Genomic DNA, 13036 nt, shown 5'->3' with positions numbered 1-13036 from the left:
CGATAGCCGCTGCCGAACTCATGGACGGGCTGGAACGGGCTCAGTGTTCAGCGCGTCTGCGCCTGGAGGTTCAGCGCGATGTCGGTCAGCATGTCTTCCTGCACCCGGCGAGTTTCCGCCGGCCGGCCTCGATGAGGATCTCGCGCGCGACGCGCACCGGGCGGTTTTGGAACGGCCGTACCAGGTCGGCGCTGGCGTCGGCGCGGGCAGTCGCGGACTTCAGGAGGTCGGCGCGGGCGACATGGAGAGCTCCCCGGTGCGCAGCGCCGAGGTCACACCGCCGTCCATGAGCAGGTCGGCGCCGGTGATGAAGCCGGCGTCCGGCCCGAGCAGGAACGCGGATACCACAGCGACCTCCTCGGGGGTGCCGAAGCGTCCGGCCGCGCAGGTGGTGCGGACGTGCTCGAACCACGGGCCGCGGGGTCCGGAGAGTTCGTCCAGGGCCAGCGGGGTGATGATGACGCCGGGGCTGATGGCGTTGAGGCGGGCTCCGCGCTTGCCCCACGCCGCGGCGGCCGTCTGGACCCGCAGGGAGTTGGCGCGCTTGGACAGTGCGTAGGCATGCACCGAGGAGCCGATCTGGTCGGGCTGCAGGAACGGCAGGCTGAGCAGATCGGCGGTGTCGGTGGTGGCCAGAGCGTGTTCGACGTCGGGGGCGTAGGGGCTCTCGCGGTGCCCGGCCATGCTGGCGATCACGATGCCGGCGCCGCCGGGGGCGATGACGTGGGCGAACGCGTCGAGGACCATCGCGGTGCCCAGCAGGTCGACGTGCAGGACGCGTTCCGTGCTGGCCTGGGTGGGCGAGACGCCCGCGGTGTGGATCACCTGTGTGACCGGGCCCAAGGCGGCTGCGGCGTCGGCCAAGGACTCGACCGCGCCGCGGTCGGAGACGTCGGTGACGCGGGTGGTCACCTCGTAGCCTTCACCGCGGAGCTGTTCGGCCGCGGCCAGGGCGTTCTTCTCGCTGTAGTCGGCGAGCAGCACGGTGCGGCCGGTGCCGACGCGGCGCGCGATGGCCACTCCGATGCTGCCTGAGCCGATGACGACAGCGACTTCGTTGCTCATGAGGAGGTTCCTTCCGGGAGGATTTCAAAGGTCGTAGCTCGGGCTTTGTCCGCAGTGATCCGGGCTACCGGACCGGGGTAGCGGTTGTATTTGGAGCGGTAGGCGGCGTCGATGCGGTCCTGAAGGGCATCGGTAGGGTCGACAACGGCGAACACGACGTCGCTGGCGATGCCGCTGGAGGTGAGGTGTCCTTCGTGGCTGGCGCTCGCCGTGCGGTACCAGGCGCCGGCGGCCCCGTTGACCGAGCGGATGTACACCTTCGAGCCGACCCGGACGGCCCACACGGTCCTGAGCGCGGCCAGGGCGCCGTCGGAGCGGCGCGGGGCGATGTGCACCTCGTCGTGCCTGTCGATCTCGGCCAGGTCGCTTTCGGTCCAGGCAGTGGTGGTCATCACTCCTCCTCGTCTGGTTGCTGCTCGTTGACGATCCTCGCTGCCATGGGGCGATGCCCACGGCGGCGACCCGTTTGGGTGCAATTCGCGAGAGCTGCGGCGGTCATGTGTGGCACTGCCGGTGGTCGTGGTTGCGTAAGTAAGTCAACGCGTCTTGGCCACGCGCGGGGAGTGACTGTTCTTCCAGGTAACGGCAGTACCTCCTTCGTGCGGCCGTCTTGCCGCTGACCGCGCCTACCCTGGATCTCATGGACATCCGAGCGGAGCACCGAGCCCAGGTGAAGGAGTTCCTCGTCTCCCGGCGTGAACGCCTCACCCCGCAGCAGGCCGGGCTACCCGCCTACGGCGGGAGCAACCGCCGCGTTAAGGGGCTGCGGCGCGAAGAGGTCGCCCTGTTGGCGGGTGTCAGCGTCGACTACTACGTGCGTATGGAGCGCGGCAACCTCGCCGGCGCCTCGGACGCGGTCCTCGACGGCGTCGCCAACGCTCTGCAGCTGGACGAGGCCGAGCGTGCCCACCTGTTCGACCTCGCCCGCGCTGCGGGGCCCACGACCGCGCGGGGACGCCGGGTGAAGAGCGACGGTGTCACCGACGGGCTGCAACAGGTCCTGGACGCCATCACCGAGGCTCCGGCCTGGGTCCGCAATGCCCGGCACGACCTGCTCGCGGCCAACCAGCTGGCCCGCGCCCTGTATGCGCCGGTCCTGGCCGACCCGCGCCGCCCGGCGAACAACGCCCGCTTCGTCTATCTCGACCCCGCGGCCCGCGAGTTCTTCAGCGACTGGGAGCGCGCCGCGGACGACATAGCGGCCATGCTCCGTTCTGAAGCCGGACGCAACCCCCGTGACCGTCAACTGATCGAACTCATCGGCGAGTTGTCCACCCGTAGCGAGGACTTCCGCACCCGCTGGGCCGCCCACAACGTCCGTTTCCACCGCGTCGGTCGCAAGCGGCTGCATCACCCCGTGGTCGGCGCCCTGGACCTCGATTTCGAGGCTATGGAGTTCCCGGCCCACCCCGGCCTCACCCTGCTCGTCTACACCGCCGCGGCCGGCACTCGCGCGGCCGACGGCCTCAAAGTACTGGCGAGCTGGGCCGCCACCGCCGAACAGGCCGGAGAGCTTGCCCACCACTGACGGTGAATAGCTGGCGGCATAGCGCAACGGCTCGGCCCTGACGCGCGATGAGAACATCCGACGATGCCCTGTGTACCTCGAGCCCGGACTTAGGCGGCGCCGCGGCGATCGGCTCACGACCGCTAGCGGGTTCGACAGCTATATCGATGACCAGCGCGGCTTGGCTCGTATCCGGCCTGAGCCGTCCGGCTCATGGTCCATAGCGACGAGGCCGAGTTCTCTGACGCACGACTGTCTTCCGAGTGCTGGAAGCCTCGGGAAATCATTGGACTGTCGGACGGGATGACGCTGGTCCATCGAGTGCACCGAGAGCGCCTCACCAGTCAGCACGATCGGGAGCACATCCAGCACGTGTCCATGCGTGTCGTACACCGGAGTCAGCGACCGCTCACATGACCGGCGGAGTAGTTCAATCTCGGACGGGTGGAGGCGTGGCCGTGAGGTGGTGAAAGCAATCCAGCAGTCGATACCGATCGCTCGGATTGAGTCCTGCACGCTCTCCAGGAGTTCGAGGTCTTCGGCAGTGAGAAGTTCGCGTGGCTTAGGAGCGTCGGGGTGGCCGGCCTTGGCCTCCCCGATGACGATCGCGGGCATCGCAAAGTCTTGGGCCGCGATTACGAAGTCCAACTCGCGCGCCTGACCGTCCTTTGTCAGCTCGGCGCCAACGACATGAAGTGGCGTATTGCCGTCCAGCATCTGTTCGAATGCGGCCGCGAATACGGACAGCGCCGCCATCACCGGGACAGTCTCGTTGAAATGGGCCGGGTCGAAGGCTTGTGTTGCGCGAAACTCCCATGCCATCGGGCTCCCAGGCTTCTCGGCCAAGTAGCGGGCCAGTGGCAGCGACGCCGCACAGAGCTCGCACGTGATCAAGTCTCCAAGCGATGGCGGCGGGATCCTCACTGCGCTGCCGCAACCCATGCATGTCAGACGGGCTTGGGGCTGGAGGACCCCGCAGCTCCCAAGGACACCGAGAACGGCATTGGCGTAGTCCTCGTGCGGTCTGTTTCCCCCAAGGCCCGCGACGCGTTCCCACCCACCAGCGTACTTCGTCGCCAATCCCAGCAGAGTCTTCACGTTGACGCCGTCTCGGCAATCCAGTGCCTTACGAACGACCCCGCGTACCGCCGGCTGGTTTGCCAGGCTGTCTTCTCGTGCTCCACCGAGCAGGCCGATGCGATGTTGAAGTCGTCGGCCGTTCTCGCCGATGCGTGCTGCGAAGCCGGCTTCCGACAGCAGCCCGACAATGAACGGCTCCGCGCGGAAGAATCTGAGGTCAACCGACTCATTCGCAACGCGGGTCGGGAAAACGTACCCGCGATCACGGGCCCTGAAGAATGGAGTGAGAAGGTCGTGGAGCCGAGCCGTTAGCCGACGTGCCGCAGGGATGATCGCCCGAGTACCGGCAGGCAGTCCCGACTCACTCAAGACCTCAACTATCGCAGCGACCATACCTAGGTGGGTCCACGATGAGCGGCGAGGTAAGAAATCCAACGATGGTACCGGCACCGAAATCGAACCGTGCGAGAGGTCAACGTCAGCGTTGAAAGACCTGGTGTGCCGTGTCGTCATTGGGCCGAAGCATGACTCGTCGAGGCCCTTGTCGTATTGCTGGAGCCTGAATCGTCCATCGTCAACCAGGCTCACGAGCCGTCGTGGAAGGTCGTCCTCCCAGCTGTGCCAGACGGCGATAGCAGTTGGCTTCCCGGGCGGACCGTCAGCAGCAACCTGAGCCAGCCATCTGGCGAGGGCAGGTTCAAGGATGTCGGCATGCTCATGCGCCCACGGCATGACCTCGTGCCCGCAGGCACGGAGGTTCCACCATGACACCAAGTCACTTACGCTATCGGGTTCGATGACAACGATTCCTCTGTGCTGTGAGTGTGGCTCCAGCACGACTTCTTCTCTTGTCACCGAGAGCTGATCGATGGTCGACGGCGGATCCGGTGGCAACAGCAGTCCCCGTCCCAACCGTATCGGTGATGCGATCCGTTCCCACGCCATACGGTCGGCGATTTGTGGCGCTTCACTTCCGAACTCGCCGAACCAGATGGCCAGAACCCTGGTCATTGGGTGGTCGGGCTCCCAGGTGACGTAGGCAGTTCGAACGGTCTCGAGTCGCTGCGTCCGGAACCAGTCGAACAAAGCGGATGCCGGAAGCAGATGATTGTCGAGCCCGGAGTCGTCTCTTAAGAACGGCGATCGGTTTTGAAACGAGCTCCAAGCAAAACCTGCTGTTGATGCGAGCCGACGAGCTGCGCCGCCGGTGCCAACGGCATGCAGAACATCGACTCCCAGCGCGACTGCCTCACTTAGCACGCGCGCTTCATCTTCCGCCTGGAAGATTGGAAACCCCACGCCGCCCCAGGTGCTCGTCGCCAAATTCACCGCGCGGCGAAGCGACTCCCAGTTACCAGGGTCGATGATCAGGCCGACGCGCACCGGCCGGAGGGCTACTCTTCCCGCGATGTATCCAGCAGACATCGTGCCAACTTCATCTAACTCATGACCGATGGAAGCCATCAGGATAGCGATAGACGTATCGCGGCATAGGCCATTTCCTGCCGTGGCGTTTTCGCGACGGTGCCGGGGACCACCCGTTGGCGTGCGGCCCCTGAAGACCTTGTGGCGAGCGTGTGATCCGCAAGGTCGAGATCGAGGACTTGGTAGCCTGGCCGCCGAGCTGAGCGGAGTGCCCGGACGGGGTCGACCAAGCGACCACACGAAAGAGCCCCCGAAACGACCTAGCGGTCCCGCCGACGATCCGGCGGGACCAGAGTGATCAGTGCGTCTGAGCCTGCAGGTCCAGCGCGATATCGGTCAGCATGTCTTCCTGCCCGCCGACGAGCTTGCGCCGGCCGGCCTCGATGAGGATCTCGCGGGCGTCCACGCCGTAGCGCGATGCCGCGATCTCCGCGTGACGCAGGAAGCTGCCGTAGACGCCGGCGTATCCGATCGTGAGAGTCTCCCGGTCGACGCGCACCGGGCGGTCCTGGAGCGGCCGGACCAGGTCGTCGGCGGCGTCCTCGAGTGCGAACAGGTCGCAACCGGTCTTCCAGCCCCGGAGGTTCGCCACTGCGATGAACGCCTCGATCGGTGCGTTGCCGGCCGCGGCTCCCTGTCCGGCCAGCGAGGCGTCGACGCGGATCGCTCCCTCCTCGACCGCGGCCACCGAGTTGGCGACGGCGAGTGAGAGGTTCTCGTGCGCGTGGATCCCCACTTGTGTCGACCCGTCGAGGACGTCTCGGTACGCCCGCACCCGTTCACGGACGTCGTCCGTGGTCAGGCGGCCGCTCGAGTCGGTGATGTAGACGCAGTGCGCGCCGTAGGACTCCATCAGCAGGGCCTGCTGAGCAAGCTCTGCGGACCCGATCATGTGGCTCATCATCAGGAACCCCGAGACGTCCATCCCCAATGCGCGCGCCTCCGCGATGTGCTGTGCCGACACGTCGGCCTCGGTACAGTGCGTAGCCACGCGCACTGAACGCACGCCGAGTTCATACGCGCGCCGAAGCTCGGTGATCGTGCCCACGCCTGGGAGCAGCAGTGTCGTGATGACGGCGCTCTCCGCGCTCTCGACTGCGGCAGCGATCCATTCCCAGTCCGTGTGGCTCCCCGGACCGTAGTTGAGGCTGGAGCCGGCCAGGCCGTCGCCGTGGCTGATCTCGATCGCGGCGACGCCTGCGCGGTCGAGGGCGCGCACGATCTCGCTGACCTTCTCCGGGGTGATCCTGTGCCTGATCGCGTGCATGCCGTCCCGGAGGGTCACGTCCTGGACGTAGATCTCATTCTGAGTATTGATCCCGGCCGTCATCACACCGCCACCTTCGGCCGGTTCGTGATCCGTTCGGCGACACGCATTGCCGCCGATGTCATGATGTCGAGGTTCCCGGCGTACGCCGGGAGGTAGTGAGCCGCGCCTTCGACTTCGAGGAACACTGTCACCTTCCAGGCGACAGCGGCGTCCGGGTCGATCAAGGTCGCCACGTCGGTCTTCTCGACCGGGGTGAACTGGACCTCTTGGACCAGGCGGTACCCGGGGACGTACGTCGCCACCTCGGCCGCCATCCCTAGGATGGACGCCCGCACGGCGTCGTGGTCGGCGTCGCCGATCAGGCAGTAGACCGTGTCCCGCATGATCAGCGGAGGCTCCGCCGGGTTGAGGATGATGATCGCTTTGCCGCGGCGTGCGCCGCCGACCGCCTCGATGGCGTGCGCGGTGGTCTCGGTGAACTCGTCGATGTTCGCCCGGGTGCCGGGGCCGGCGGACTTCGAGGACACCGAAGCGACGATCTCCGCGTAGGGGACTTCGGTGACGCGGGAGATCGCGGCCACGATGGGGATCGTGGCCTGACCGCCGCAGGTGACCATGTTGATGTTCGGGGCGTCGAGGTGTTCGTCGAGGTTCACCGGCGGGATCACGAACGGACCGAGTGCGGCCGGGGTCAGGTCGACCAGGCGGCGCCCGTACGGTTCCAGAGCCCGGGCGTTCGCCACGTGGGCAGCCGCGCTCGTGGCGTCCAGGACGATCTCCACGTCCTCGAACTCCGGCATCGCTATGAGGCCCTCGACCCCGTCGGAGGTCGTGGCGACTCCCAGCCGCGTCGCTCGGGCCAGCCCGTCGGAGGCGGGGTCGATACCGACCATGGCGGCGACCCGGAGAGTCTCGGATCCTCGCAGGATCTTGATCATCAGGTCCGTGCCGATGTTCCCGGAGCCGATGATGGCGACTCCGGTTTTCTCGTCTTTCATGCTTCTGCTTCCTTCTGGGAGAACCGTGCCGTCACGGTCCCGAGCGGTGCGATGACGGCTTCGAAGACGTCGCCGGGATCCACGGACACCATCGGGCCGAGCGCACCGGAGAGCACCAGGTCGCCGGCGCGCAGCGGCGTTCCGAGGTCGATGGCGGTCGCGGCGAGCCACGCGAGGGCGTTGAGCGGGTCGCCCAGACAGTCTCGGCCGGTGCCCTGCGAGACGACCTCGCCGCCGCGGCGCATCGCCATCGTGACGTCCACGGGCTCGAAGGCTCCGGGCGGACTTCCGATCGCTCCGAGCACGAAGACCCCGGACGAGGCGTTGTCGGCGATGGTGTCGGTGATCCCGATCCGCCAGTCCGCGATCCGGGTGTCGACGATCTCCAGGGCCGGGAACGCGAACGCGATCGCGGCGCGGACGGCGGCGGGATCGGAGGCGTCGTGGATGTCGTGCGAGAGCAGGAACGCCACCTCGGCCTCGGCCTTCGGCTGCAGTAGCCGGCCGATCGGGATCTCGTCGCCGTCGTTGTAGCGCATGTCGTCGAAGAGCACGCCGAAGTCCGGCCGGTCAACGCCGATCTGCCGCTGCACGGCCGGCGAGGTGAGGCCGATCTTCCGGCCGACGATGCGCGCTCCGGCGGCGAGCCGTCGTTCGGTGAGTAACTGCTGCACCCGGTAGGCGGCATCGATGTCGTCCGGGCCGATCAGATCCGCGACCGGGGCACAGGCGACTCCGAGCCGTGCGGCGTTCTCCAGCCGCTCGGCCGCGGCCTCGACGACGTCCTCGGTGACCTTCACGCAGGCCTCCCCAGGAACTCCAGCACGATCTGGTCGAACTGTTTCTGCTGCTCCCACTGCGGCCAGTGACCGGCGTCCTCGATGAGACGGAATTCCCCCGACGGGATGCGCTCGGCCATGTCCAGTCCGGCCTTGGCGGGGCCGGAAGGGTCGTCACTCGTCCAGATGACCAGGGTTGGCGCCGTGACCGCCGCCAGTTCGTCGTCGGTCACCAGGTTCCGCCGGCGGATCTCCGGGTCCTGCAGGCACAGGATGTGCCGCATGGACTCGGCGAACCCCGGCCTGCTGTAGATCTCGCGGCGGATCGTGACGAGTTCGTCGGTGACCGAGCCGGGATCGGCCATGAGCCATTCGAGCCGGGTGCGGACGCGCTCCTGGCTGGGATCGTCGGCGGCGGCCTGGCTCAGGGCGCGGATGCGCTCCATGACCTCCGGCGTCGCCATGGTCCCACCGGGGGTGTTGAGCACCAGTCGGCCGACGCGGTCGGGATAGCGTGCTGCGAACTTCACCGCCACCCATCCGCCGAGGGATTCTCCGCTCAGATGGGCGCGCTGGACGCCGAGCGTGTCCATGAGGCCGATCAAGTGGTCGATGTAGTCGTCGATCTCCAGATCCGCCCCAGCCGTCGTCGTCCAGCCGTGACCGGGATAGTCGTACGCGATGACGCGGTACTCCGCAGCGAGCGCCGGGACGTTCTTTGTGAACGCCTCCAGATGCCCGCCGGTGCCGTGCATGAGGATCAGCGGCGTCCCGGAACCACTTTCCAGGACCCGGGTCGACCATGGGCCCACGGGGACGTGCCTGATCGAGTAGTCCGTGCCGGCGAGTCCGGTCCAGACGGTGTTCACGCGGTGCTCTCCCGGTGGGTTGAAGTTGAGGTCGCGGTCGCTGCGGGCATCGGATCGGGTGCGCCGATCGCGAGGGCGAACGCCCGGACCATGTCGGAGGCGGCGTAGGCGCGGCTGGCTCCGGCGACGATCCGGTCGGGGCGGAGGAGTAGGACGGATTCCGCGTGCGCGTCGAACCAGCGCTTGAGGGAGCCGTCGAGGTCGCCGACGATCAGGACGTCGTCGTCCGGCACCGCCTCATCCCAGTCGAGTTGCACACCGGGCCGGGCCGCGACGAGACGGACGCCGGCTTGCCTCAGCCGGCGCTGTGCGTCCTCGTCGAGGATCGCGCCCGGATCGTTGTTCCACGCGACGAGAGCGAACCAAGGGCCCAGGGCGTCGTCGAGCCTGACCGGCGACCTCTCCCTGGTGCCGACTGTTGGCTGGATGAACAGCCGTCCCACTGGCGTCGGTTCGGTGATCGACCCGGCCCGCGTCAACGCTCCGTCCTTCATTGTGGGCATCGGCTTGAACCGCATCTGCACGATGTACGCCTTCGTCTTCGGCACGGCCGACAGCGCGCGGAACACGGCATCGCGCGTCGCTGCCCCGACCTTGTTGGTCATGGAGACCATCCGGCCGACCCACGCCGACAGCTGGATCATCGCGCGAACGTGCTCCCGGCGCTCGGAGTCGTAGCTGTCCAGCAGCTGGTCGCCGGCCTGGTCCCGGAGCACCATCGCGAGCTTCCAGGACAGGTTCAGCGCGTCACGGATCCCGCTGTTGTACCCCTGTCCCTGCCAGACCGGCATGATGTGTGCCGCGTCGCCGACCAGGAACACTCGGCCGGATCGGAACCGCTCGGCCATGCGCGAGTGATGGGTGTAGACGCGTCGACGGATGATCTCCACCGGGGCGCTCGCCGGCACGAACGGCTTCAGCAGCGATCTGACGAACTCGTCGGTCATCGCTTCGGCCTCGGTTTCGCCGGGCTTCAACATGAACTCGAACCGCCGGATGCCGTGCGGGATGCTGATCGACACGTACGGACGCCGGGGATCGGCGCAGACATACGCACCGGGCTGACCGAACGGGTCGTTACGGATGTCGATGACGAACCAGTTCGCGGTCGCGGTCCGGCCTGCGAAGTCCAGGCCCAGGGTCCTGCGGGTGGCAGAGCTGCCGCCGTCGGCGCCCACGACGTAGGACGCCCGGACAGTCCGCGTACCGTCCGGACCCGAGACCGTGAGGTCGACACCGTCAGCGTCCTGGACGAACCCTGTCACCGGCGAGGACCAGTGCACGTCGACGGCGTCGAAGCGGCGCAGTCCGTCGAGCAGCACCCGGTCGGCGAGCGGCTGGACGAATCCGTTGCGCCGGGGCCAGCCGAAGTCCGCCGTCGGCGGCGCGATCCTGGCCAGGTCGCGCTGCTTCCGGTCGACGAACACCAGCAGCTGGTGCGGGACGGTGTGCGGCAGGACGGACTCGACGAGCCCGGCTGTCTGGAACGTCCGCAGCGTCTCGTCGTCCATGCCGACGCCGCGGGGGAAGTCGATGAGCCGGGGCTCGGCCTCGAACACGGAGACCCGCAGTCCGTGCAGGCCCAGCAGGTTCGCGGTCATCAGGCCGGACGGCCCGGCGCCGATCACGGCGACGTCGACCTGCGGGGGGGATGCGGTGCTCGAGCCGGGGGAGCCAGGTGCGGTGACCATAGCCGTCCTTGTGCAGTATTTACTACATGCTGATGCACTAACTGCTCAGAGGCTAATGAGTGGCCCGAGGCGTGTCAAGATTCGAAAACGCCCCGGGCCAGGTCGGCATCACCGCGTGCTCAGGCGGTCTTCTCCCAGTCGGCAGCGGTCATGACCTCGGCCTGCATGGGGAAGACGCGGGTCAGAAGGACGTCGTGGACGAGCGGATCCGGATCCAGGCACCGGTCCGACAGCACGGTGATGCGGTAGTCGAGGTCTGCGGCCTGGCGCAGCGTCGAGAGCACCACTCCGGAGGTGGCGATGCCGCACAGCACCAGGTGGTCGACCTCCATCGCGCGCAGCATGAGGTCGAGGTCGCTTCCCGAGAACGCGCTGACGCGGCGCTTGATGACGACCGGGTCGAGTTCCTCGGGAGCGATCCCCGGATGGATGCCGTTCTCGGGCCGCTCGGCAGGCGCTCGCCCGGGTATCGCGGCGAACATCTTGTTGCGGGGGCTGATCTCGGGATAGCCCGAGCGGAAGTCCACGGCGACGTAGACCACGGCGATACCGCCTGCTCGGGCCGCGTCGATGGTGTCTTTGAGGGCGGGGATGTACTCGGGCTCGGCGAACCGTTCCACGATCATTTGCTGCACGTCCATGACCAGCAGAGCTGTCTTGGGCATCGTCACTTCCCATCAAGTCAACAGTTGATTACTTGTTACGGTAGGCGGCAGGAGCACGGGGCGTCAAAGCCCGATGGGAGGAGCGCGATGGCCGAGTCGAACCCCGACGGTGGCGCGACCTCCCCGCGCGCGAAGGTCCGAGATGCCCAGGCGACTCGCGAAGCGCTGCTGTCTGCAGCACACCAGCGGTTCACACGCCTAGGCTTTCAAGGGACGACGCTGCGAGACGTCGCCGCCGATGCCGGAGTGAACATCGCGCTGGTGAAGCGCTATTTCGGTTCCAAGGAGGGCCTGTTCAAGGCCGCGCTCGCCCTGCAGCCGCAGGGCCTGGCCGCGGGTGCGGCGGCACCGGCGGATCGCGAAGCACTGGTGCGGGAGATGGCGCGTCAGCTTTCACCGGATGCCTGGTCCGCCTATCAGGAGCACCCGGTGCTGCTGCTTGTGCGTGAGTCCGGCGACCCGGGCACCGACGAGCTCCGCCGCGCCGCGCTGACCGATATCAGTCGCTCGATTGCCTCCGCAGCCGGCGACGGTGCTGGATCCGTGGAGCAGGACCTGCTGCCGGCGCAGGTGCTTCTGGCAACAGGGGTGGGAATGGCCGTGTTGAGGGCTGCTGTCGGACTCCAACCGCTTGTCAGCGCGGGAAGCGATCAGATCGAACCCATGGTGCGGCGTCTCGTGGATGCCCTGTTCCCCAGTGACTGACCTCCGGCTCCGCACGGATCGGTAGTGGTGAGGCGGCCAGGCCGCCGAGCCGAGGCGTCGCCTTCCGGCGCCGGAACGTCGGCGACTGCGCGATCGGCTTCACCGGGGTTGAAGGAGGGCCTGGAGAAGTACCCTGCCGCAGCGGGTTCGGTCCGTACATGCGCGGTCGAACGTCGGGGCGGCCCTCGTTCGCCGAGCGGCTCAGGGCCGTCGCAGCAGCCGCCCGACCTCATCTGCTGCATCGCGCATGACCGGACCCGCGCCGTCCGCGATGTCCTGCCGGTAGGTGATCAGGTTCAGGCAGGCACGCACCGCGGTGTCGCCCGTCGGAATCCAGGCGGCGACTCCGTACGCCCCCGCCTCGATCTCGCCGTGGCTGCGCGCGTACCCGAGCTCGCGGGCGGTCTCCACCGCAGCCGGTTCGTCCGGTCCGGCCGGCCCTGACGCGAGGATCGCGTAGGCCGCGGCGCCGAGATCGAGCGGCGTGCGCATTCCCGGCGCGAACGCGATGTGGTGTGAGGCGGTCGTCGGCTCCACCAGAACGATCGCGACCGCCTCGCCGCCCTGCTCGACGAACAACGAGACGGTCGACTGCAACTTCTCGGCGAGCGACTGCATGACCGGGCGGGAGACGTCGCGCAGCGTGGGAAGGTAGGCCTCGGCGAGCGTCGCCAGGCGCGCGCCGGGGTTGTAGACGCCCTCGCGGTTGCGGGCGACGAGCCCGAAGTCGGCGAGCGTTTCCAGGAGCCGGTAGGCGATCGACCGGTGAACCCCCAGCAGTTCGCTGGCCTGCTGGACCGAGAGGCCTCGCTTGGAGTCGGCGATCGCCAGCAGGACACTGAGGCCGCGTGCCAGAGTCTGGTTCCCCTCGCGGCCCTTCGGCGATGCGGCCGCGTTCGATTCCGGCATGCGGCTCAGCATACTCTGCACACCTTGAACGCCCGCGCAGAACCGATCACGCCCCGTTCACCACATGCCGTGG

Annotated in this window: 12 protein-coding genes; 2 read left to right on the top strand and 10 right to left on the bottom strand. The window is 67.7% G+C overall.

The features are described from left to right. Positions 1-219: 219 nt before the first annotated feature. A complete protein-coding gene (locus GWK61_RS00810; RefSeq protein WP_194903817.1) occupies positions 220-1065 on the bottom strand; it encodes an SDR family oxidoreductase in 846 nt (281 codons plus the stop codon). After that, positions 1062-1457: a DUF2255 family protein gene (locus GWK61_RS00805; protein WP_194903816.1), complete on the bottom strand. Its 396-nt coding sequence runs from the start codon at positions 1455-1457 to the stop codon at positions 1062-1064. Before GWK61_RS00805 ends, GWK61_RS00810 begins: the two co-directional genes overlap by 4 nt. Before the next feature lie 248 nt (positions 1458-1705). On the opposite strand from GWK61_RS00805, the gene GWK61_RS00800 reads away from it, so the two are divergent. Then, positions 1706-2593, top strand: coding sequence for a helix-turn-helix domain-containing protein (locus GWK61_RS00800; protein ID WP_194903815.1), 888 nt, complete (start codon positions 1706-1708; stop codon positions 2591-2593). A gap of 138 nt (positions 2594-2731) precedes the next feature. Here GWK61_RS00800 and GWK61_RS00795 read toward each other — a convergent pair whose 3' ends face one another. From GWK61_RS00795 to GWK61_RS00765, 7 genes are all read right to left on the bottom strand, one after another. Beyond that, entirely contained in the window at positions 2732-5116 is a 2385-nt protein-coding gene (locus GWK61_RS00795) for a hypothetical protein (protein ID WP_194903813.1), read from the bottom strand. Between the two features lie 259 nt (positions 5117-5375). Continuing rightward, a complete protein-coding gene (gene dmpG / locus GWK61_RS00790; RefSeq protein WP_194903811.1) occupies positions 5376-6407 on the bottom strand; it encodes a 4-hydroxy-2-oxovalerate aldolase in 1032 nt (343 codons plus the stop codon). Beyond that, entirely contained in the window at positions 6407-7345 is a 939-nt protein-coding gene (locus GWK61_RS00785) for an acetaldehyde dehydrogenase (acetylating) (protein ID WP_194903810.1), read from the bottom strand. The genes dmpG and GWK61_RS00785 overlap by 1 nt, the downstream gene beginning before the upstream one ends. Continuing rightward, the gene (locus GWK61_RS00780) at positions 7342-8145 is read right to left on the bottom strand and encodes a 2-keto-4-pentenoate hydratase (RefSeq protein WP_194903808.1); all 804 of its coding nucleotides are present in this window, start codon (positions 8143-8145) and stop codon (positions 7342-7344) included. The genes GWK61_RS00785 and GWK61_RS00780 overlap by 4 nt, the downstream gene beginning before the upstream one ends. Further along, the gene (locus tag GWK61_RS00775) at positions 8142-8993 is read right to left on the bottom strand and encodes an alpha/beta fold hydrolase (protein WP_194903807.1); all 852 of its coding nucleotides are present in this window, start codon (positions 8991-8993) and stop codon (positions 8142-8144) included. The genes GWK61_RS00780 and GWK61_RS00775 overlap by 4 nt, the downstream gene beginning before the upstream one ends. After that, complete coding sequence (locus tag GWK61_RS00770) at positions 8990-10684, bottom strand: bifunctional 3-(3-hydroxy-phenyl)propionate/3-hydroxycinnamic acid hydroxylase (protein ID WP_194903805.1); 1695 nt, start codon at positions 10682-10684, stop codon at positions 8990-8992. The genes GWK61_RS00775 and GWK61_RS00770 overlap by 4 nt, the downstream gene beginning before the upstream one ends. A 119-nt stretch (positions 10685-10803) precedes the next feature. Beyond that, positions 10804-11349: a cysteine hydrolase family protein gene (locus GWK61_RS00765; RefSeq protein WP_194903803.1), complete on the bottom strand. Its 546-nt coding sequence runs from the start codon at positions 11347-11349 to the stop codon at positions 10804-10806. 87 nt (positions 11350-11436) lie between these two features. On the opposite strand from GWK61_RS00765, the gene GWK61_RS00760 reads away from it, so the two are divergent. Next, positions 11437-12054, top strand: coding sequence for a TetR/AcrR family transcriptional regulator (locus GWK61_RS00760; RefSeq protein ID WP_194903800.1), 618 nt, complete (start codon positions 11437-11439; stop codon positions 12052-12054). Between the two features lie 201 nt (positions 12055-12255). Here GWK61_RS00760 and GWK61_RS00755 read toward each other — a convergent pair whose 3' ends face one another. Next, positions 12256-12963, bottom strand: a complete 708-nt coding sequence (locus GWK61_RS00755; protein WP_228561518.1) for an IclR family transcriptional regulator — start codon at positions 12961-12963, stop codon at positions 12256-12258. Between the last annotated feature and the right edge of the window lie 73 nt (positions 12964-13036).

The sequence above is a fragment of the Catenulispora rubra genome (assembly GCF_015356825.1).
GTDB classification, from domain to species: Bacteria; Actinomycetota; Actinomycetes; order Streptomycetales; family Catenulisporaceae; genus Catenulispora; species Catenulispora rubra.
The sequence above is the reverse complement of the archived record's forward strand: the minus strand, read 5'-3'. Positions and strand labels throughout refer to the sequence as shown.